This is a genomic window from Candidatus Solirubrobacter pratensis, assembly GCF_000425945.1.
Lineage (GTDB): Bacteria > Actinomycetota > Thermoleophilia > Solirubrobacterales > Solirubrobacteraceae > Solirubrobacter > Solirubrobacter pratensis.
Genome location: NZ_AUEK01000006.1, coordinates 436,384 through 455,654, shown reverse-complemented (window position 1 = coordinate 455,654; position 19,271 = coordinate 436,384). Strand labels below are relative to the sequence as shown.

The following is a 19,271-nucleotide window of genomic DNA, read 5'->3' as shown; positions in this document are numbered from 1 at the left end:
GTGATCCTCGCCGGCGGCCTGGCCACCCGCATGCGGCCGGCGACCGAGACGATCCCGAAGGCGCTGCTGTCCGTCGCCGGCAAGCCGTTCGCCGACCACCAACTACGCTGGCTCGCGTCGGACGGCGTGACCGACGTCGTGTTCGCGATCGGCCACCTGGGCGGCCTGATCCGCGACTTTGTCGGCGATGGCGCGGCGTGGGGGCTGCGCGTGCGCTACACCGACGAGGGCGACCGGCTGCGCGGCACGGCCGGCGCACTGCGTCTGGCGTATGACGCGGAGCTGCTGGAAAACGCGTTCGCCGTGCTCTACGGTGATTCGTTCCTGTCCGTGGACGTGGGGGTCGCGTTCGCCGAGTTCCGGCGCGCGCGTCGCGACGTTCTGATGACGGTCTTCCGCAACGACGGCGCCTGCTCAAACGCGCGACTCGAGGGTGGCTCGGTCGTTTATGACAAGACTGCCGCCGATCCGGCGGCAGTCGGCATGCGTTACATCGACTATGGCCTATCAATCATCGACCGCGACGCGATCCTGCCCGCGGTCCCGCCCGAAGCGGTCATGGACCTCGCGGACCTCTATCGCCGGCTCAGCCTGGAAGGACGCGTTGCCGGGTTGGAGGTGACCGAGCGCTTCTACGAGATCGGCTCGCCCGAGGGCCTTGCCGAGCTCGAGCACCGGCTCGCCGGCCCGGGAGGCGTGTCATGACGAGCGTCGCGACGCCGGACCGGCTCGACGTCGAACTTCTGATCCCGGAGGAAGATGTCGACGACCCGCGGCTGTCGATCGTCATCCCGGCGCTCAACGAGCAGCTCACGATCTCCGACTTCGTCGCCTGGTGCCGCCAGGGGCTCGACGCCGCCGGCGTGCGAGGAGAGATCCTGATCGTCGACTCCTCGACCGACGACACGGCGAAGCTCGCGGTCGCCGCCGGCGCCCGCGTGCTGCGTGTTCCCAAGCGCGGACTCGGGCGCGCTTACATGGACGCGATTCCCTACATCCGCGGCGAGTGGGTGCTGATGGGGGACGCGGACTGCACCTACGACTTCCGCGAGCTCGCGCCGTTCGTGGACGCGTTCCGCGACGGATACGAGTACGTGATGGGCTCGCGCTGGAAGGGCTCGATCGAGCCGGGCGCGATGCCGCGGCTGCACCAGTATTTCGGCACGCCGGTCACGACGTGGATCCTCAACCGGCTGTACTCGAGCCACTTCTCGGACATCCACTGCGGCATGCGCGGGATCACGCTCGACGCGCTGAAGCGGATGCAGCTGCAGTCGGAGTCATGGGAGTACGCGTCCGAGATGGTTCTGAAGTCCGTGCACATGGATCTGGCCACGACCGAGGTCGCCGTCACCTTCCTCAAGGATCGCGAGGGCCGGCTCAGCCACCACAAGCGCTCGGGCTGGTTCTCCCCGTGGGCCGCGGCCTGGATCAACCTGCGCGCGATGTTCGTCTACGGCTCCGACTTCTTCCTGCTCAAGCCGGGGGCGCTGCTGCTGGCGCTGGGGATCCTGCTGACGTTCCCGGTGACGTTCGGCGACCTCGCCATCGGCTCGCTCACGCTGTCGCTCAACTGGCAGTTCCTCGGTGTCGCGATGTTCGTCGTCGGGCTGCAGTTCGTGTTCCTCGGCGGCGTCTCGCACGTGCTGTTCGACTACACGGGCCGCAGGAAGCGCCGCTGGCTTCGGCTCTTCCCCTACACGCGCTCGGTCTTGATCGCGTTCGTCACGGGTGTGGTCGGCGTGCTCCTCACGCTCTCGCTTGTCTACGCGTACGTCAGTCAGGACTATCGGCTCCCGCGCCCTGACTCGATCGAGAAAGCGCATCTTGCGGTGACCGGTCTCGCTCTTGCGATCGCCGGCGCGCAATTGTTCGTGTTCACACTCCTCCTGCACGGCACCGTCGTGGCGACGGCCAGGGGGCGCGTTGACCTGGAGGCAACGGAGGACTAGATGATGCCGGTCAAGTACTCGACCTACTACGGGAAGCTGCTGCGCGACGGCGGGTTCTCGATCGCCAAGGGCGCCGCCCTTCCGCTCGTCCGTCGCGAGGCCGTGCGCTCGGGCGCCTACGCGATGGCGTACCCGGTCTCGGCGTACGCGCCGTGGGAGGCCGACGAGCCGTTTCAGCAGGTCTATCAGGCGGTTCGCCGGCACACGCTCGTCGACGTGTGGCGCTGCCACGAGCTGTGGGAGCTCGTCGGCGAGCTGCGCGAGATCCCGGGCGCGATTCTCGAGGTCGGGGTCTGGCGCGGCGGCACCGGCGCGGTGATGGCGCGGCGGGCAGAGCTGCTCGGCATCGACGAGCCAGTGTTCCTCGCGGATACCTGGGAGGGCGTGGTCAAGACCGGTGCGCTCGACATCTACTACCGCGACGGCAAGCACAGCGACACCTCGCGCGAGACGGTCGAGAGCCTCGTGCAGGGTCTCAGGCTCAGGAACGTCGAGCTCCTGCAGGGGATCTTCCCGGACGACACGGCCCACTCCGTCGGCGACCTCCCGCTGCGTCTGTGTCACATCGACGTCGACGTCTACCAGTCCGCCAAGGACGTGTTCGAGTGGGCGTGGCCCCGGCTGTCGACGGGCGGGTTGGTCGTCTTCGACGACTACGGCTGTGCCGCGACGCCGGGGATCACGGAGTTCGTCAACGAGCAGCGCTCGCTCACGGATCGCCTTGTCGTCCATAACCTCAACGGCCACGGGATCATCGTCAAGCGGTGAGCTTCGCCGAGCGCTATCTCGAGCAGACAGCGCGCGTGATCGACGCGCTGGACGCCGCCGCGATCGAGGCCGTGGCCTCCGGGCTCGCCGACCGGCGCGGCCGCGGCGGGCGGCTGTTCATCCTCGGCGTCGGCGGCTCCGCCGGCCACGCCGGCCACGCCGTCAACGACTTCCGCAAGCTGTGCGCGTTCGAGGCCTACGCGCCGACCGACAACGTCTCCGAGTTGACCGCGCGCACGAACGACGAGGGATGGGACACGACGTTCTCCGCCTGGCTCGAAGGCTCGCGCGTCCGCGCCGACGACGCGGTGCTCGTTTTCTCGGTGGGCGGCGGCGATGCCGAGCGCGGCGTCTCGGCCAACCTCGTCCGCGCAGTGGACGCGGCGAGCGCCGCGGGCGCCGGGATCTACGGCATCGTCGGCCGTGACGGCGGGCACACCGCGCGCGTCGCGGACGCGTGCGTCGTCATCCCGCCCCTGTATCCGGAGCACCTGACGCCGCACACCGAGGCGCTGTGCGCCGTCGTCTGGCACCTGCTCGTCAGCCACCCGGCTCTGAAGGCGGCTGAGACGAAGTGGGAGGCGGTGGCGCCGGCGTGAGGGCGTTCATCGTCGGCGGCGCCGGGTTCATCGGCAGCCATTTCACCGACGCGCTGCTGGCCGACGAGGCCACGCGCGGCGTGACGCTCTATGACAACTTCAGCTCCGGCCGCGAGTGGCACTACGCGCATCACGGCGACGACCCGAGGCTTGCGGTCGTGCGCGGGGAGGCGACCGACCGGCAGGCGCTCGCCGGCGCGATGGAGGGTCACGATCTCGTGATCCACCTCGCGTCGAACCCGGACATCGCCGCCGCGATGACCGATCCCGCCGTCGACTTCGACCAGGGCACCCTGATCTCCCACACCGTCGTCGAGGCGATGCGGCTCACGGGCACTCCGCGCATCGCGTATGCGTCGGGCAGCGGCGTCTACGGCGACCTCGGCGAGCACGAGGCGACGGAGGACCACGGGCCGCTGGTCCCGGTCTCGACCTACGGCGCCAGCAAGCTCGCCGGCGAGGCGCTGATCAGCTCCTACGCGTACATGTTCGGCTCGCGCGGGGTCGCGTTCCGGTTCGGCAACGTGGTCGGCCGCCGCCAGACACACGGCGTCGGCTTCGACTTCGTCCGGCGACTGCTGGAGGATCCCGAGCGGTTGACCGTGCTCGGCAACGGGACGCAGAGCAAGTCGTACATCCTCGTGGGAGACGTCGTGCGCGCCGTCTTGACCGCCGTGGACGCCGCGGAGTCGCCGTTCGGCGTCTACAACGTCGCGACCGGCGACTACATCACCGTGCGCGAGATCGCCGAGCTGGCGGTCGAAGTCGTCGGCGCGTCCGGCGCCGAGCTGGAGTACGGCACCGAGAACCGCGGCTGGAAGGGCGACGTCCCGATCGTACGGCTCTCCACTGAGCGCATCCGCGGGCTCGGCTGGACGCCGTCGTGCGGCTCGCGCGAGGCGCTGAGGCAGTCGATGGCCGCGATGCTCGACGACCTCAAGGCGGGGATGCCCGCGTGAGCCGTCCCGCCGTGTTCCTGGACCGCGACGGCGTGCTCAACGAGGCGCCGCTCGTCGCCGGCCGCCCGCACCCGCCGGCGACGCCGGACGCGATCGCGCTGCTGCCCGGCGTCGCCGAGGCATGCAGCGAGCTGCGCGCCGCCGGCCTGCCGCTGATCGTCGTCACCAACCAGCCCGACATCGCGCGCGGGACGCAGTCGCGCGCCGCCGTCGACGCTATCAACGCGCGCCTGCGCGAGCTGGTGGACGTCGACGAGGTGGTCGTCTGCCCGCACGACGACGACGACGCCTGCGCGTGCCGCAAGCCACGCCCCGGGATGCTGCTCGACGCAGCCCGCCGCTGGGACGTCGGGCTGGGGCGCAGCGTCATGGTCGGCGACCGCTGGCGCGACATCGAAGCAGGCCGCGCCGCCGGCACCAAAACCGTCTTCCTCGACCGCAGCTACGACGAGCCGGCGCCCGACGCCGCCGATCTGACCGTCACCGAGCTCAAGGAGAGCGTCACGTGGATCATCGAGACGATCGCCCCGAGAACCTGACGCTGGAGCGGCCGATCGACGCCGCAGAGCTCCAGGTCAAGGTCTTCGCCGACGGGGCGGACCTGCAGGGCATCCTGGACTTGTACGCGAACCCGCTCATCAAGGGCTTCACGACCAACCCGACGCTGATGCACAAGGTCGGGCTGCGCGACTACGAGGCGTTCGCGCGCTCGTTCGTCGAGGCGGTGCCGGACCGCCCGATCTCGTTCGAGGTCTTCTCGGACGAGTTCGCGGAAATGGAGCGGCAGGCGCGCAAGATCGCGGCTTGGGGCGAGCACGTCCACGTGAAGGTGCCCGTCACGAACACGCGCGGCGACCATTGTGAGGAGGTGCTGCGCCACCTCGTCGCCGACGGCGTCCGGCTCAATGTCACGGGCATGATGACCCTGCGCCAGGTGTCCTGGGTCGCCGAGGCGATCGGCGGCGGCGCGCCGTCGTACGTCTCGGTGTTCGCCGGCCGGATCGCCGACACCGGACGCGACCCGCTGCCGATCATGCGCGAGGCGCTCGACGTGCTGGCCGTGCACGAGAACCTCGAGCTGATCTGGGCCAGCCCGCGCGAGCTGCTCAACGTCGTGCAGGCCGATCAGATCGGCTGTCACATCATCACGGTCACGCACGACCTACTCAGGAAGCTGCCGTGGCTCGGACGCGACCTGGACGAGTTCTCGCTCGACACCGTGCGCATGTTCCACCGCGACGCAGCGGCCGCCGGATTCACGCTGTGACGGCGACGCGCCGCTTCAATGCTCCACCCGCGGCGCGTTATGTGCATCCGCACGCGGTCACGGAGGTCGAGGGAGAGCACGATCGCGCCCTCGACATCGCCGACGAGGCTTCGCCGAACTACCTGACGTGGATCGCCGATCTTTGCCGGCCGGCGCTCGGCGCACGCGTGCTCGAGGTCGGCGCCGGGTTCGGCGCGATCACGATGCGATATTCGGAGGGGCGCGACGTGCTGGCGACGGACATATCGGATGAGTGTCTGGCGGCCTTGCATCGTCGCTTCGACGCCTCCCCAAACGTCCGCGTCGCGCGCCTTGACATTCGGGAGCCAGATCCAACCGAGCGCTTCGACTCGGCCCTGATGGTGAACGTGCTCGAGCACATCGAGGACGATGCGGGGGCGCTGGCTTCTCTGCGACGGGTCGTCCGCCCGGGAGGAACGATCGTCCTGTATGTACCCGCGCTCAACGGGCTCTATGGCGTGTGGGATCGAAAGGTCGGGCACTTCCGGCGCTACTCGAAGTGGCGCGTGCGCGGCGTGGCGCGCGAAGCCGGGCTCGAGGTGCAGGAGCTGCGCTACGCCAACATCTTGGCGATCCCAGCCTGGTTCGTGTTCTCGCGCTCGAAGGTCGAGACGACGATCGGCCAAGGGCTTTCGCTCTGGGATCGCACCGGCGTTCCGCTCGGGCGTGCGATCGAGTCGCGCGTGCCGATGCCGATCGGGCTCAACCTGCTCGCCGTGCTCCGCAACCCGGCCTGAGCCGTCAGGCCGGGCGGCGATACGTCAGCCCGAGGCAGACGTTCATGTGGACGGTCGGGACTATCCGCAACGGGAAGAACCCTCGGTGCTCCCGCTCGAAACGCTGGTCGAGCTCGGCGACGATCTCGCTCGGGATGTTGAAGTGCTCGGTCTTGATGTACCACTCGTAGTCGGTCTTGTAACGCTTCTCAAACGTGCGCTGGGACGTGAACCTGCGACCGATCCGGTAGCTGAATCCGCCCTCGCACGGGATCACGATCGAGAAGTGCCCGCCGGGCTTGAGCAACCGGTGGACCTCGTCCAGCGCGGCCGGCAGGTTGCGCAGATGCTCGAGGACGTGGATGGCGATCACACGATCGAACGAAGCGTCCTCGAACTCGAGGCGCTGCTCGATGTCCCCGATCACCGTCTTGACCTCGGGATGGCGCTCCGAAATCACGTCCGCCATCTCCTGGCGCAGTTCGAGCGCGACGTACTCCTGCTCGCGGGCGTCCTCGTAGTCCAGGTGCTCGCCGAGCCCCGCGCCGATCTCGAGCGTCCGGGTGCAACGCCGCGCCGTGCGTCCGGCATACTGGTGGTTGAAGCGCGCGAGCGGGCCGTAGGTGTCGGAGAGCATCTCGTGGAAGTACTTCATCCAGTCATCGCGGATCGCGCCCTGCTCTTGGGTGAGCTCGGGCATGGGCTTCGGCCACGTCGCGCGCGTCATCGCCGTCAGGCTAGCGTGGCCTGGCGACTTCGATGAACTTGCCGAGCGGATCGCGCTCTTCTATTGGCACCGGTCACAATGACCACCGGATGACTCGCCGGACCACGGTCATACCGCACTAATACCGCCATGTCGCATACGCCGCGCGCGCCGCCTACACGCTGATCGTGTTCACCGGCGCTGCCGTGCGGCTGACCGGCACCGGCCTGGCCCGCTGTTCGCGTGAACCTGCCGCGGACGCCCTGGGGCGTCCAGATCGTGGCGGAGGCCTACGAGCCGGGCGGTGCCCAGCGCTCCGTCGCCTAGATCGATCCCGTGGGGCACTTTGTCACAGGAGGAGCCGGGTCATCGGGTTGCACCTGCTCGACGCGCTGGTGGCGCAAGGCGACGAAGTGACGGTCGTCGACCACCCGCGATGTGGCCACGCGGACAACCTCGCCGGCACGCAGGCGAAGGGCGTGCGGCTCGTGCGCGCCGACGTGACCGACCTGACGGCGCTGCGCGCACGTTCCGCGACGTGCGCCCCGAGGCCGTGTACCACCTGGCGGCGCAGATCGACGTGCGCCGCTCGGTCGAGGACCCGCCCGGCGACGCGAACGTGAACATCGGCGGCACCGCGTCGGTGCTCGAGGCGGCGCGCGACGCGGTGGTGGGGCGCGTGGTGCTGGCCTCGACGGCCAGCGTGTACGGCGACCCCGCCGGGCTGCCCACCACCGAGACCGCACCCGTGGCGCCGCTGTGGCCGTACGGCGCCGGCAAGGCAGCGGCCGAGACCTACCTGGACCTGTTCCAGCGCCTCTATGGGCTTTCCACGCTGTCGCTGCGGATGGCGAACGTGGACGGCCCGCACAGAGCCCGCACGGTAAGGCCGGCGTGGTGGCGATCTTCTGCGGCGCGGCGGCCGAAGGGCGGCCAGCGACGATCTACGGCGACGGCCACCAGACGCGCGACTTCATCCTCGTCAGCGATGTGGTGGCCGCGTTCGCCGCCGCCGAGCGCTCGGACGTCAACGGCAGCCTCAACGTCTCCACCGGGACCGAGAGCAGCCTCAACGACCTCGCGGGTGCGCTCGGCCTCAAGACGGTCAAGGGTCCCGGCGCGGGGAGATCCGGCGCTCGTGCCTCGATCCGGGCGCGGCCGCCGAGCGGCTCGGCGCCGCTGCCGGGCGGCCTGGAGCGGACGCTCGAGACGGTGCGCGCGGGCGCCGGCGCGGCGAGCTGACCCACGCTCCCACGGACGGTTGCCACAATGGAGGCCGCATGCGCCGGCTGAGCCGCACGTTCACTCCGCGCGAGTACCGGTACGTGGCCTACGCGGCGCTCGCGGTCTGCACGCTGATCGTGTTCACCGGCGCCGCCGTGCGGCTCACCGGCTCCGGTCTCGGCTGTCCTGAGTGGCCGCGCTGCGAGGGCACGCGGCTGACGCCGGAGCTGCGGCTGCACGGGATCATCGAGTTCTCCAACCGCGTGATGACCAGCGTGGTCGCGATCCCGTGCGTGGCCGCGGCGATCCTGGCCTGGCGCCGGCGCCCGTTCCGGCGCGATCTCGCGCTGATCGCGCTCGCGCTACCGCTCGGCGTGGTCGGCCAGGCCGTGATGGGCGGCCTCACGGTCCTCTACGGCCTCGCGCCGGGATGGGTGATCGGGCACTTCCTGCTGTCGATGGCCCTGCTGGTCGCGGCGGTCGCGCTCGCGTGGCGGGCGACGTTCGAGCCGGGCGAGCGGCGGCTTGCCAGCGACCGGGTGACGACCTGGGCCGTTCGCGCGCTCCTTGTGCCGGGTGCGATCACGCTGGCGCTCGGGACGATCGCGACCGCCGCGGGTCCGCATGCGGGCGGCGAAGGCACCGGCGACATCGTCCCGCGCCTGCGCTGGCGCGGTGCGGACACGCTCGACTGGGCGATCCACCAGCACGGCGCGCTGGCGACCTTGCTTGGGCTGTCGGCGGTCGGCGTGTGGTTCCTCGCGCGGGCGCGCCGTGCCGACGACCAGACCCGCAACGCGCTGACGGCGGTGTGCGTCCTGCTCGCGTGCCAGGGGTTCGTCGGCGCGACGCAGTACGCGCTCAAGCTGCCCGGCGAGATCGTCTGGTTCCACGTGGTGCTGGCAGCGACGACGTGGATCTCGCTGCTGTGGGCGACGGCCGCGGCGGGCCGGCTTGCACCTCGGCGCGCCGGCGCACCCGCGCCGGCTGCCGGTGAGCTGATCCGCTCGCCCTAGGATTGCGCGCAATGCGATCGCTCGTGACCGGCGGAGCCGGATTCATCGGCTCCCACCTGGTCGACGCGCTCATCGCGCGGGGCGATCAGGTGACGGTCGTCGACCATCTGCAGCGGGGGAACGGCCACAATCTCGCGGACGCGCGTGCGCGCGGCGCGTCCGTCGTGCGCGCGGACGTGACCGAGATCGCGACGATGCTCGACGCGTTCCGCGCCGCGCGGCCGCAGGTGGTGTTCCACCTGGCCGCGCAGATCGATGTGCGGCGATCGGTGGAGGACCCGGCGGCCGACGCGTACGTCAACATCGGCGGCACGGCCGCCGTGCTCGAGGCGGCGCGGGACGCCGGCGTGGAGCGCGTGCTGCTGGCATCGACCGCCGGCGTCTACGGCGACCCCGCGCGGATCCCGACGACCGAGGGCGAGCCCGTGGCGCCGTTGTCGCCATACGGGACGAGCAAGGCCGCCGCGGAGTCCTATCTGCGGCTGTTCAGCCGGCTGCATGGGGTCTCGACGCTGTCACTGCGGATGGCCAACGTGTACGGGCCCCGCCAGGATCCGCACGGCGAGGCGGGCGTCGTCGCGATCTTCTGCGGCGCCGCCGCCAAGGGCCGGCGCGCGCGCCTGTTCGGCGACGGCGGGCAGACGCGCGACTTCATCTACGTCGGCGACGTCGTCGAGGCGTTCATGACCGCTGGGGCGAGCACCGTCGAGGGTGAGCTGAACGTCTCCACGGGGCGCGAGACGACGCTTCTGGAGCTGGCCTCGGCGCTTGGCGTGCGGACGGAGACGCTCCCCGCCCGCGCCGGCGAGATCCGCCGCTCGTGCCTGGATCCGAGCGCGGCGGGCGAGCGGTTCGGCTGGCGCGCGCGGACTGCCGTCGACGACGGACTCGCCAGGACGCTCGAGTGGACCCTCGCGAACGAGCGCGCGCCGGCACCGGCGAGCTAGCCCGCTGGCCATCCGCCTAGGATTGCGCGCCATGCGAGCCGCCGCCTCGACCGTCCGTGCCACGACGTGACCGCCTCCGCGGTGCCCGTCCTGACCGTCATCGTGCCCGTGTACAACGAGGCGCGCCATCTCCCCGAGGTGCTCGAGCGCCTGTTCTCGTCGCCGTGCCCGATCGAGCGTGAGTGGATCTTCGTCGACGACGCGTCGACGGACGACTCGGCGCGGATCCTGGATGAGCTGGCCGCTCCGCGCGGCGTGCAGGTGATCCGGCGGCCGGGCAACGGCGGGAAGGGCATGGCGATCCGCGACGGCATCCGCGCGGCGAGCGGCGACTTCATCCTGATCCAGGACGCCGACCTCGAGTACGACCCGCGCGACGTGCCGCGGCTGCTCGGCCCGCTGCTGGCCGACGAGGCCGACGTCGTCTACGGCTCGCGCTTCCGGCGCGAGCGCCCGCAGGTGCATCGCACGATGCACTTCCTCATCAACCGCACGCTGACCGCGCTCTCGAACCTGCTGTCGGGGATCTACCTGTCGGACATGGAGACCTGTTACAAGGTCTTCCGCTCCGATCTGCTGAAGGCGATGAATTTGCGCTCCCGGCGCTTCGGGTTCGAGGTCGAGAGCACGGCCTACATCGCCAAGGTGCGCGTCCGCATCCACGAGCTGCCGATCTCCTATTTCCCGCGCACGCGGCTGGCCGGCAAGAAGATCACGTGGCGCGACGGCGTCGCCGCCATCGGGCACCTGGTCACGTACAACCTGCTCACGCCCGAGGGCAAGGCGTTCACCGGGCTGCCGGAGCGCTACCGGCCGGACCCGGACGCCTGACAGCCGATCTGCCAAGCTCTGGGCATGGCCGCCGAACCAGAGTCACCGGCCCACGGCCACGGCCACGTCCGGCCGCTCGTCGCCCTCGCCGGCGCGGCACTGCTGGGCGCCGCCGTCGTCAAGGAGCTCCGCATGCCGCCGCGCAAGCGCCACTGGCACGGCCGGCTCGGCCCGTTCCCGTACGACCTGCGCCCGCCGACCGCGAAGCGGGCGCGCGAGCGGCTCTGGAATCCGAAGGGCGGGCTGATCGTCCCGCATGTGTTCGGCGTCGGCTGGACGCTCAACTTCGGGCGGGTCGCCACGCTCGCGCGCAAGAGGCTGGGGCGCTGATGCCGGAGCTGATCGCGAAGCCCTCGCGCGTCGAGGCGGCGGGGACCAAGCCGAAGCTGATCGACGAGCACGTCGGACGGGTGAACACGGGCGAGGAGCGGCTGAGCATCGCGCACATGCGCTCGCCGGCCGGCTGGCTCGAACCGGGGCAGCGGCCTGAGTTCGACGAGTACACGCTGGTGATCGGCGGCGCGCTGCACGTCGAGTACGACGGCGGTACGCTCGAGGTCGGCGCGGGCCAGGCCGTCCTGACCCGCGCGGGCGAGTGGGTGCGCTACTCGACCCCGGAGGGTGCCGAGTACGTCGCCGTCTGCCTGCCCGCCTTCTCGCCGGACACGGTGAACCGCGACCCCTGATGGGCGACTCGATCGGCCTCCTGGTGCACCCGCGCCGCGACAGCCAGGACCTGGTCGCCCTCATCTGCGAGTGGGCCACCGGCCACGGCAAGGCGGTGCGCGGGATGGAGGAGGCGCGCGAGCTGCTGCCGCGCCACATCGTGACCGTGCCCGACGACGCGCTCGCCGAGGGCACGTGGCTGGTGATCGCCGCGGGCGGCGACGGCACGATCCTGCGCGGGCTCAAGCTCGCGCATCCGTATGGCGTGCCGGTGCTGGGCGTCAACCTCGGCCGGCTCGCGTTCCTCGCCGAGGTGCAGTACGACGACCTCGCCGCCAGCCTGGACGCGATCGACCGCGGCGACTTCCGGCTCGAGGATCGCGCCACGATGCGCGTCACGGGCGATGTGGAGGACCGCGTCGCGTTCAACGACGCGGCGCTCACCCGCGTCGCCGGCCATGGCCCGGCCGCGCTCGCGGTCGAAGTCGAGGGGGAGGTCTTCGGGCGCTACACCGCCGACGCGCTCGTGATCGCCACGCCGACCGGCTCGACGGGCTACTCGTTCTCCGCCGGCGGTCCGATCGTGTCGCCGCGCCACAGCGGCCTGCTCGTCACGCCGGTGGCGCCGCACGCCGCCTTCGACCGCGCCGTCTTCCTGCATCCCGACGAGACGCTGCGCGTGCACGTGCTCGAGCGCTCCGCGCCGGTGCTGCTGGAGGTCGACGGCCAGCGCTCGGCCGAGTTGAGCGTCGGCGACTGCGTGCAGTTCTGCGTCGGCGAGCGGCCCGCCCAGGTGATGCGCCTGCATCCCGAGGGCTTCTACGAGCGCGCGCGCCGCAAGCTCCAGATCGCCGACTCGTCCGAGCTCGCGCCGCGGGCGCATCCGGAGGCCGTGTGAAGACTCGCCCTGCGGGCTCGCTTCACCGGGGAGTGTTCGCCCAGAGGGCGAAACTCCCGCGCGCCCAGGCTCAACCCCGCCCTCTCGGCTCGCTTCACCTGGGAGTGCTCGTCCAGGGGGACGTGTGAACCGCCGCGGCCGTGAGCGCCGCGCGCGGCCGCGTCCCGCGCCGGTCGTGCAGAGGACCGACCTCGCGCTGGCCGAGATCGTCGCCGACCGGTTCCGTCCCTCCACCAGGACGCTCCTGCTCGACGGGCGCGAGGCGGGGCAGGTGGACCTGAACGACCCGCGGCGGCTGACGTTCGCGTACATGCGCCGGATCGCCGACCTGATCGACGTCTTCCGGCCGCCGGGAGCGGGGATCGACGCGCTGCACCTCGGCGGCGGCGCGTTCGCGCTCCCGCGCTACCTCGCCGCCACGCGCCCGGCCTCGCGCTCGGAGGTCTTCGAGCTCGACGCGGGCGTCGTCAAGCTCGCCCGCGAGCACCTGATGCTGCGGACCACGCCGAAGCTGCGCGTGAAGGTCGGTGACGCCGCCGACCTGCTGCGCGTCGAGCCGGATCGCTGCGCGGACCTCGTGATCGGCGACGCGTTCGACGGCCCGCACGTGCCCGCGCAACTCTCCGGCGCTGCCTTCGCCGCGGAGGTCTGCCGCGTCCTCAAGCCCGCCGGCGTCTACGTGCTCAACGTGATCGACGTGCCGCCGCTGGACGAGGCGCGCGCGCACGCGGCGGACCTGCGCGCGACGTTCGCGAACGTGCTCTGGATCGCGCCGCCGGGCGTCCTGCGCGCCCGCGCGCCCGGCAATGTCGTGCTGCTCGCGAGCGACGCCGCACTGCCGGAGGCCGCGCTGCGGCGCGCGGCGACGGCCGCGGTCCCACGCGAGCAGGTGCTCGCGGCCTGATGTCGCCGCGGCAGAAGCAGCTCGCGCTGCTGGCGGCGATCATGGGCTCGTTCGTCGCCGGGCTCGACTCGACCGTCGTCAACGTCGCCCTGCCGTCGATCCGCGACGACCTCGGCGGCGGACTGGCCGGCCAGCAATGGGTCTCGAACGCCTACCTGCTCACGCTCGGGTCGCTGATCCTCGTCGGCGGCTCGTTCGGTGACATCTTCGGCGAGCGGCGCGTGTTCTCGATCGGCGTCGGCGGCTTCGGCGCCGTGTCGGTGCTGTGCGCGATCGCGCCGACGATCGAGGTGCTGATCGCCGGCCGCGCGCTGCAGGGCGTGTTCGGCGCGCTGCTGACGCCGAGCGCGCTGGCGGTGATCGCGTCGACGTTCCCGCCGTCCGAGCGCGGCGCGGCGATCGGCTCGTGGACGGCGTGGTCGGGCATCTCGTTCCTGGTCGGGCCGCTGATCGGCGGCTACCTCGTCGACGTGGCGTCGTGGCGCTGGATCTTCGCCATCAACGTGCCGTTCGTGATCGCGACGCTGATGATCGTCGCGGCGGCGGTGCCGCAGGCGCAAGGGCGCCGCGACGTCCGCGTCGACTGGTGGGGCGCCGTGCTGACCGTGTTCGGCCTCGCCGGGCCGGTGCTGGCGCTGATCCGCCAGCCCGAGGCCGGCTGGAGCAGCCCGCAGGTGTGGGCGGTCGGGCTCGGCGGGATCGCGCTGCTCGGCGTGTTCGTGTGGCACGAGGCGCGCACGCCGATGCCGATGCTCCCGCTCGGGCTGTTCAAGCGGCGCAACTTCACGATCGCGAACGTCGAGACGTTCTGCATGTACGGCGGTCTCGGCGCCGTCGGGTTCTTCAACACGCTTTTCCTGCAGCAGGTCGCAGGCTACGACGCGCTCGAGGCAGGGCTCGCGCAGATGCCCGCGACGCTCGTGATGTTCTTCCTCTCGCGCCACGCGGGCGGGCTCGCCGACCGCTGGGGACCGCGCATCTTCATGGGCGTGGGGCCACTGATCGCGGCCACGGGGATCGCGCTGATGCTGCGCGTGGACGCCGACCTGGGCTACTGGACCGACCTGCTGCCGGCGCTGATCATCTTCGCGCTCGGGCTGGTCGCGACCGTGACGCCGCTGACCGCGACCGTGCTGGCCGACGCCGACGAGAGCAACGCCGGCATCGCGTCGGGTGTGAACAACGCGGTCGCGCGCGTCGCGAGCCTGCTCTGCATCGCCGCGCTCGGCGCCGTCGTCGCGGCGCAGTTCTCCTCGAGCCTCGACGAGCAGCTCGGCGGCCGCACGTCGCCGGCGATCGAGCGGGCGCGCACCGCGACGCTGGCGAACGTGCCCGGCATACCCGAGGTGCGGGAGGCGTCCGAGCACGCGTACCACGTCGGGATCGGCGTGTGCGCGGTGCTCGTGGCCCTCGGCGGGGCGCTCGGGCTGGCCGGGATCCGCAACCCGCGCCGGGACATCTCGTGCGCCGACTGCGCCGAAGGCGCCCATTCGGTCCAGGCGCCCCACTCGCCGTATGGGCGGGAAGCCGCACCGGCGAGGCGGTAGGCTCGACGGCATGGAGGCGCTGCTCGCAGCCGGGTTCGTCGAGACCCTGTTCCACTGCCCCGCGTGCGGGACGGCGGGCACCAGCTTCTCACGCCCCGCATCGCTGCTCGACCGCCGCTGCCTCGACTGCGGCGAGCCGGTCGTCACCACAGTGCTGGACCGCTTCGCGCGACCCGAAGCCGGGTAGCGCACGCGCGTCCCCGCCCTCCGGCTCGCCTTGGACCGGAGGGCGGGGCTGCTCCTCCCAGGGGCTACCAGCCGCCGCCGAAGCCGCCCTGGTCGGGCGACTGCGGGAGCTGCTGCTGGTCCTGCGCGCCGGCGGTCGTGTCCGCCGAGCTGGGACGCTGGCCGAGCTTGACGTCGAGCGTCTTCTCGCTGCCGTTGCGGTCGACCTTGAGTTGCACGGTGTCGCCGGGCTTGTGCTCGTCGACCATCGAGGAGAGCGCCGAGGAGCTCTGGACCGCCTTGCCGGAGATCGACGTGATCACGTCGCCCTGCTGGAGGCCGGCCTGCTCGGCCGGGCTGCCGGCCGTGATCTCCGCGACCTGCGCGCCGTTGGAGGCGTCCTGGGTCGAGACGCCGAGGTAGGCGTGGCTGACCTTGCCGCCGTGCATGAGCTGGTCGACGACGCTCTTGACGGTGTTCGAGGGGATCGCGAAGCCGATGCCGACGTTGCCGCCCTGGCCGCCGCTGGAGCTCGAGCCGCTGGTCTCGATCTGCGAGTTGACGCCGATCACCTGGCCGGCCGAGTTGAAGAGCGGGCCGCCGGAGTTGCCGGGGTTGATCGCGGCGTCGGTCTGCAGGACGTCGTTGATCGTGTAGCCGTTGGGCGAGCTGATCTGGCGCTGGAGCGCGCTGATCACGCCGGTCGTGAGCGTGCGATCGAGGCCGTACGGGTTGCCGATCGCGTACGCGGGGTCGCCGACCTGGACCTGGTCGGAGTCGCCGAGCGCAAGCGGGGTGAGGTTGGAGGCGTCGACCTTCAGGAGCGCGAGGTCCGACGAGGCGTCGGTGCCGACGACCTTCGCGTCGAGCGTCTTGCCGTCGCCGATCTTGGCCTTGACGCTCGAAGCGCCGGCGACGACGTGGTCGTTGGTGACGATGTAGCCGTCCTTGGAGACGACGAAGCCCGAGCCGGTCGCGGTCCCCGTCTCGGTCTGGCCGAACGGGCCGCCGGAGGACTGCGTGATCTGCGACGTGATGTAAGCAACCGAGTCCTTGGCCTTCACGTAGACGTCATGAGGAGACAGCGCGCCCGTGGTGGAGGCGACCGTGCGGGTGGACGAGGCGGGCGAGGAGGCGACTTGTACGGTGGATGCCTGCGACTCCGAGTGCAGCGCGTCGGTGGCTACCGCGCCGACGCCGCCGCCTATGACGGCCGCGGCGGCGATCGGGACAAGGGTTCTGGGGAGGTGCATGACAGATACTGTGGCCCCCGTCGTTTAGCGCTTCCTGGCCATTCATTAAGCGGCTCATGGAGCGTTCCTAAGGAATTCGTAGGTGCGCGAAGCCGGGCGTCTCGAGGACGCTGCCGTCCGCGAGGATCGTCATCGCCTCGTAGCCGTCGAGCGTCGCCGTCCAGTCCGGCCCCAGGACGAACGCGGCGGTCGCGTAGGCGTCGGCGGTGCCGAGGTCGGGGCCGACGATCGTGACGCTGAGCACGTCCTCGGCCGCGCCGCGGATGTGCGCGCCGCGCTCGTAGGTGCCGGACGTCGCCACGCCGGCGTCCGCAAGCTCGATCACCGCCGCGACCTTGCCGCGCTCGAGCGGGTGCTGGATCCCGACGCGCCAGCGACCTTTCACGCGCACGTCCCCGCCGGCGTTGACGTAGGCCTCGGGAGCGATCATCGCGGCGGCCCGCTCGACCGCCCAGCCCTTCACGAGCCCCATCGGGTCGCCGTCGAAGGCGCCGCCCGTGCGCTCGCGCAGCTCCTCGCAGCGCGCGAGCACCTCGCGGACGAGCGGGTCGCGGTGGTCGCCGCGCGAGATCGCGCTGTCGGCGCGGTAGGTGCTGAAGGTCGCGTCGACCCAGCGCAGCCAGTCGAACACGGGATCCAGGTCGGCGTCGCCGCGGACGGCGACGCTGACCGGCATCCCCATCAGGTGCTCGACGCGGTGCACGTCCCGTCCAGGTGGCCGTGGACGGCGAACGCGCCTTCCGCCTCGCCGAACGTGACCTGCGACGGCAGCAGCACCGGCTTGCGGAACCGCACCTCGGCCGTGAACGCGTCCGGCAGGCGCAACGCGGCGAGGCAGCGCGCCTTCGTCCACATCCCGTGCGCGATCGCGCGCGGGAAGCCGAACGCCCTCGCCGTCAGCCCGTGCAAGTGGATCGGGTTGTGGTCGCCGGAGACGGCGGCGTAGCGGCGCCCGAGGTCGTCGGGCAGCCGCCAGCGGGCGGTCACCGGCGGTGGCTCCGGCTCCGGCTCGCGCGGCGCGCTCTCGTCGCCGCGTGCCGTCAGGTAATCCCGGTGCGCGCCCGAGCGCTCAGAGCCGCCGCGCTTGAGCATCGTGCTGAAGCCCTCCCACACGAGCTCCTCGCCCGTGTAGGCCTGGCTGACGAAGTCGAACGTGCGGCCGCGCCGGTGCGGCGAGAAGGCGCCGGCGTGGACGCGCAGCTCGAGCGCCTCGCCGAGCGCCACGGGCCGGTGCTGGACGATCCGGTTGGCGATGTGGACCACCCCGACGGCGCTGAACGGGCTCGCTGCCAGCAGCTCCATGTGCAGCGGGAACGCGAGCACGTGGGGATAGGTCGCCGGCAGCGTGTCGCCGATCGTGTACCCGCACACGCGCGCATAGCGCGCCAGGTGCCCCGCATCGACCGCGACCGCGCGCGTGAGCACGTTGGTGGGCATCGCGTCGCCGCGGCCGGGAAGTGCCGCTCTGAGATGTAACGTCGCACGAGGTCCGAGCTTGCGAGGACGGAGGGCGAAACTCATTCTCTACGCTCCCAGCAGGCTCTGCCCGCACACGCGCACGACGTTCCCGTTCACGCCCGCCGACGCCGGGCTCGCGAACCAGGCGATCGTCTCGGCGACGTCGACCGGCAGCCCGCCCTGGCGCAGCGAGTTCATCCGCCGCCCCGCCTCGCGCACGCCGATCGGCATCGACGCCGTCATCTGCGTCTCGATGAACCCGGGCGCCACGGCGTTGATCGTGATGCCGCGCTCGAGCTTCGGCGCCAGCGTCTCCACGAGCCCGATGATCCCGGCCTTCGACGTCGCGTAGTTGGTCTGCCCGGCGTTGCCCGCGATGCCGCTCATCGACGACACGCAGACGATCCTGCCGTCCTCGCGCAGCAGCGGCAGCAGCGCGTCGGTGATCCGCTCGGGCGCGATCAGGTTGACCTCCATCGGCGATTGCCAGCGGTCCTCGGGCATCTTCGCGAGCGTCCGGTCCTTCGTCACGCCCGCGTTGTGGACGATCAGGTCGAGGCCGTCCTTGAAGTGGCGCGCGAGCGTCTCCGGCGCGTCGGCCGCGGTGATGTCGAGCTCGATGTCGGCGCCGGCGACGTCCAGGCGCACGACCTCGGCGCCGTCGCGCTCCAGCACGTCGGCGATCGACGCCCCGATTCCGCGGGCGGCGCCGGTGACGAGCGCGAGCCTGCCGGCCAGCGGCCGCTGCCAGTCGACCGCCGGATGGCGCTCCGACGGCGTGATCGTGACGACCTGGCCGGAGACGTACGCCGACCGCGGCGAGAGCAGGAAGCGCACGGTCGAGTCCAGCTGGTCCTCGGCACCGGGGGAGACGCGAACCAGCTGCACGGTCGCGCCGCGGCCGATCTCCTTGCCGAGCGAGCGGGTGAAGCCCTCCAGCGCGCGCTGCGCGACGCTGTCGGCCAGGCCGCCGAGCACGACGACGCGGCCGGACGGCAGCACGCGCCGGACCGTGGGATGGAAGAAGCGCTGGAGCTCGACGAGCTGCGCCGAGGATGCGATGCCGCTGGCGTCGAACACGAGCGCCTTGAAGCGTCGGTCGGCCGGCGCCTCGGGGTTGAAGACCGCGGCGTCGAGCCCCGCGTCCGCCGCCAGGCTCCGCACCGGATCGTCGAGCGCGGTCGCGCTGTCGGCACCGAGCTGCGCCAGCACGCGCGCCGCGGCACCGGCCAGGCGCCCGGAGCCGCCGAGCAGGACGCGGCCGTCGATCGTCGACGACCCGCGCTCGAGCGTGACGGGCTGCGGCAGCCCGATGCGCTTGGTCAGCGTCCCCGCGACGGGGAGCTTGGTCAGCTGTGCGTAACGGTCGCTCAT

The 19,271-nt window shown here is 71.5% G+C and carries 23 protein-coding genes and 1 pseudogene; 19 read left to right on the top strand and 5 right to left on the bottom strand.

Features of this window, described 5'->3' with window-relative positions; all coding sequences use genetic code 11:
- Genes H958_RS0105925 through H958_RS35315 form a run of 8 tightly spaced genes read left to right on the top strand, consistent with a single transcriptional unit; the run spans position 1 to position 6,303 of the window.
- Complete coding sequence (locus tag H958_RS0105925) at positions 1-705, top strand: sugar phosphate nucleotidyltransferase (protein ID WP_196807234.1); 705 nt, start codon at positions 1-3, stop codon at positions 703-705.
- Entirely contained in the window at positions 702-1,952 is a 1,251-nt protein-coding gene (locus tag H958_RS0105920; protein WP_028057989.1) for a glycosyltransferase family 2 protein, read from the top strand. The genes H958_RS0105925 and H958_RS0105920 overlap by 4 nt, the downstream gene beginning before the upstream one ends.
- 3 nt (positions 1,953-1,955) lie before the next feature.
- Positions 1,956-2,720: a TylF/MycF/NovP-related O-methyltransferase gene (locus H958_RS0105915; protein WP_037409544.1), complete on the top strand. Its 765-nt coding sequence runs from the start codon at positions 1,956-1,958 to the stop codon at positions 2,718-2,720.
- Positions 2,717-3,319: an SIS domain-containing protein gene (locus tag H958_RS0105910; RefSeq protein ID WP_028057987.1), complete on the top strand. Its 603-nt coding sequence runs from the start codon at positions 2,717-2,719 to the stop codon at positions 3,317-3,319. Before H958_RS0105915 ends, H958_RS0105910 begins: the two co-directional genes overlap by 4 nt.
- A complete protein-coding gene (locus tag H958_RS0105905; protein WP_028057986.1) occupies positions 3,316-4,278 on the top strand; it encodes an NAD-dependent epimerase/dehydratase family protein in 963 nt (320 codons plus the stop codon). The genes H958_RS0105910 and H958_RS0105905 overlap by 4 nt, the downstream gene beginning before the upstream one ends.
- Positions 4,275-4,817 carry a D-glycero-alpha-D-manno-heptose-1,7-bisphosphate 7-phosphatase gene (locus H958_RS0105900; protein WP_028057985.1) on the top strand — a complete coding sequence of 181 codons (543 nt, stop codon included), beginning with the start codon at positions 4,275-4,277 and terminating at the stop codon, positions 4,815-4,817. Before H958_RS0105905 ends, H958_RS0105900 begins: the two co-directional genes overlap by 4 nt.
- A complete protein-coding gene (locus tag H958_RS0105895) occupies positions 4,784-5,545 on the top strand; it encodes a transaldolase (protein ID WP_231379176.1) in 762 nt (253 codons plus the stop codon). The genes H958_RS0105900 and H958_RS0105895 overlap by 34 nt, the downstream gene beginning before the upstream one ends.
- Complete coding sequence (locus H958_RS35315) at positions 5,542-6,303, top strand: class I SAM-dependent methyltransferase (RefSeq protein ID WP_196807232.1); 762 nt, start codon at positions 5,542-5,544, stop codon at positions 6,301-6,303. The genes H958_RS0105895 and H958_RS35315 overlap by 4 nt, the downstream gene beginning before the upstream one ends.
- A 4-nt stretch (positions 6,304-6,307) precedes the next feature.
- On the opposite strand, the gene H958_RS0105885 is transcribed toward H958_RS35315, so the two are convergent.
- On the bottom strand, positions 6,308-7,009 hold the full coding sequence (locus H958_RS0105885) for a class I SAM-dependent methyltransferase (RefSeq protein WP_051323873.1): 702 nt from the start codon (positions 7,007-7,009) through the stop codon (positions 6,308-6,310).
- 415 nt (positions 7,010-7,424) lie between these two features.
- Between H958_RS0105885 and H958_RS49000 the strand changes: the two are divergent.
- From H958_RS49000 to H958_RS45940, 11 genes and pseudogenes are all read left to right on the top strand, one after another.
- A pseudogene (locus H958_RS49000) lies at positions 7,425-7,826 on the top strand (GDP-mannose 4,6-dehydratase); the annotation flags it as partial.
- Positions 7,827-7,885: 59 nt separating this feature from the next.
- The gene (locus H958_RS48115; protein ID WP_028057981.1) at positions 7,886-8,230 is read left to right on the top strand and encodes an NAD-dependent epimerase/dehydratase family protein; all 345 of its coding nucleotides are present in this window, start codon (positions 7,886-7,888) and stop codon (positions 8,228-8,230) included.
- Between the two features lie 38 nt (positions 8,231-8,268).
- Positions 8,269-9,228 carry a COX15/CtaA family protein gene (locus H958_RS35305; protein ID WP_051323872.1) on the top strand — a complete coding sequence of 320 codons (960 nt, stop codon included), beginning with the start codon at positions 8,269-8,271 and terminating at the stop codon, positions 9,226-9,228.
- Between the two features lie 11 nt (positions 9,229-9,239).
- On the top strand, positions 9,240-10,175 hold the full coding sequence (locus H958_RS35300; RefSeq protein WP_051323871.1) for an NAD-dependent epimerase/dehydratase family protein: 936 nt from the start codon (positions 9,240-9,242) through the stop codon (positions 10,173-10,175).
- A 66-nt stretch (positions 10,176-10,241) separates the two neighbouring features.
- Positions 10,242-11,006, top strand: coding sequence for a glycosyltransferase family 2 protein (locus tag H958_RS0105855; protein ID WP_028057980.1), 765 nt, complete (start codon positions 10,242-10,244; stop codon positions 11,004-11,006).
- A 24-nt stretch (positions 11,007-11,030) separates the two neighbouring features.
- Positions 11,031-11,336 carry a DUF5808 domain-containing protein gene (locus tag H958_RS0105850; protein WP_028057979.1) on the top strand — a complete coding sequence of 102 codons (306 nt, stop codon included), beginning with the start codon at positions 11,031-11,033 and terminating at the stop codon, positions 11,334-11,336.
- Positions 11,336-11,692 carry a cupin domain-containing protein gene (locus tag H958_RS0105845; RefSeq protein ID WP_028057978.1) on the top strand — a complete coding sequence of 119 codons (357 nt, stop codon included), beginning with the start codon at positions 11,336-11,338 and terminating at the stop codon, positions 11,690-11,692. The genes H958_RS0105850 and H958_RS0105845 overlap by 1 nt, the downstream gene beginning before the upstream one ends.
- A complete protein-coding gene (locus tag H958_RS0105840) occupies positions 11,692-12,570 on the top strand; it encodes an NAD(+)/NADH kinase (RefSeq protein ID WP_028057977.1) in 879 nt (292 codons plus the stop codon). The genes H958_RS0105845 and H958_RS0105840 overlap by 1 nt, the downstream gene beginning before the upstream one ends.
- Positions 12,571-12,694: 124 nt before the next feature.
- Complete coding sequence (locus H958_RS35295; RefSeq protein WP_051323870.1) at positions 12,695-13,474, top strand: spermidine synthase; 780 nt, start codon at positions 12,695-12,697, stop codon at positions 13,472-13,474.
- Positions 13,474-15,021, top strand: a complete 1,548-nt coding sequence (locus H958_RS35290; protein ID WP_051323869.1) for an MFS transporter — start codon at positions 13,474-13,476, stop codon at positions 15,019-15,021. The genes H958_RS35295 and H958_RS35290 overlap by 1 nt, the downstream gene beginning before the upstream one ends.
- Before the next feature lie 10 nt (positions 15,022-15,031).
- The gene (locus tag H958_RS45940; RefSeq protein ID WP_156027723.1) at positions 15,032-15,208 is read left to right on the top strand and encodes a hypothetical protein; all 177 of its coding nucleotides are present in this window, start codon (positions 15,032-15,034) and stop codon (positions 15,206-15,208) included.
- Between the two features lie 64 nt (positions 15,209-15,272).
- Here the strand turns inward: H958_RS45940 and H958_RS35285 are convergent, their stop codons facing one another.
- From H958_RS35285 to H958_RS0105805, 4 genes are all read right to left on the bottom strand, one after another.
- A complete protein-coding gene (locus H958_RS35285; RefSeq protein WP_051323868.1) occupies positions 15,273-16,439 on the bottom strand; it encodes a S1C family serine protease in 1,167 nt (388 codons plus the stop codon).
- A 67-nt stretch (positions 16,440-16,506) separates the two neighbouring features.
- Positions 16,507-17,142 (bottom strand): FAD:protein FMN transferase, encoded by a 636-nt coding sequence (locus tag H958_RS0105815; RefSeq protein WP_028057976.1) that lies wholly within the window; start codon positions 17,140-17,142, stop codon positions 16,507-16,509.
- Positions 17,121-17,876 carry a MaoC/PaaZ C-terminal domain-containing protein gene (locus H958_RS35280; protein ID WP_231379175.1) on the bottom strand — a complete coding sequence of 252 codons (756 nt, stop codon included), beginning with the start codon at positions 17,874-17,876 and terminating at the stop codon, positions 17,121-17,123. The genes H958_RS0105815 and H958_RS35280 overlap by 22 nt, the downstream gene beginning before the upstream one ends.
- A gap of 87 nt (positions 17,877-17,963) precedes the next feature.
- Positions 17,964-19,271 (bottom strand): 3-oxoacyl-ACP reductase, encoded by a 1,308-nt coding sequence (locus H958_RS0105805; RefSeq protein WP_028057975.1) that lies wholly within the window; start codon positions 19,269-19,271, stop codon positions 17,964-17,966.

What these genes read in the sequence shown, in the direction of transcription:
- H958_RS0105915 (WP_037409544.1), top strand. Translation starts at nt 1,956, where the DNA reads ATGCCGGTCAAGTACTCGACCTACTACGGGAAGCTGCTGCGCGACGGC.
- H958_RS0105850 (WP_028057979.1), top strand. Translation starts at nt 11,031, where the DNA reads ATGGCCGCCGAACCAGAGTCACCGGCCCACGGCCACGGCCACGTCCGG.
- H958_RS0105805 (WP_028057975.1), bottom strand. Translation starts at nt 19,271, where the DNA reads ATGAGCGACCGTTACGCACAGCTGACCAAGCTCCCCGTCGCGGGGACG.
- H958_RS35305 (WP_051323872.1), top strand. Translation starts at nt 8,269, where the DNA reads ATGCGCCGGCTGAGCCGCACGTTCACTCCGCGCGAGTACCGGTACGTG.
- H958_RS35300 (WP_051323871.1), top strand. Translation starts at nt 9,240, where the DNA reads ATGCGATCGCTCGTGACCGGCGGAGCCGGATTCATCGGCTCCCACCTG.
- H958_RS0105845 (WP_028057978.1), top strand. Translation starts at nt 11,336, where the DNA reads ATGCCGGAGCTGATCGCGAAGCCCTCGCGCGTCGAGGCGGCGGGGACC.
- H958_RS45940 (WP_156027723.1), top strand. Translation starts at nt 15,032, where the DNA reads ATGGAGGCGCTGCTCGCAGCCGGGTTCGTCGAGACCCTGTTCCACTGC.
- H958_RS35290 (WP_051323869.1), top strand. Translation starts at nt 13,474, where the DNA reads ATGTCGCCGCGGCAGAAGCAGCTCGCGCTGCTGGCGGCGATCATGGGC.
- H958_RS35285 (WP_051323868.1), bottom strand. Translation starts at nt 16,439, where the DNA reads ATGCACCTCCCCAGAACCCTTGTCCCGATCGCCGCCGCGGCCGTCATA.
- H958_RS35280 (WP_231379175.1), bottom strand. Translation starts at nt 17,876, where the DNA reads ATGCCCACCAACGTGCTCACGCGCGCGGTCGCGGTCGATGCGGGGCAC.
- H958_RS0105920 (WP_028057989.1), top strand. Translation starts at nt 702, where the DNA reads ATGACGAGCGTCGCGACGCCGGACCGGCTCGACGTCGAACTTCTGATC.
- H958_RS0105885 (WP_051323873.1), bottom strand. Translation starts at nt 7,009, where the DNA reads ATGACGCGCGCGACGTGGCCGAAGCCCATGCCCGAGCTCACCCAAGAG.
- H958_RS0105840 (WP_028057977.1), top strand. Translation starts at nt 11,692, where the DNA reads ATGGGCGACTCGATCGGCCTCCTGGTGCACCCGCGCCGCGACAGCCAG.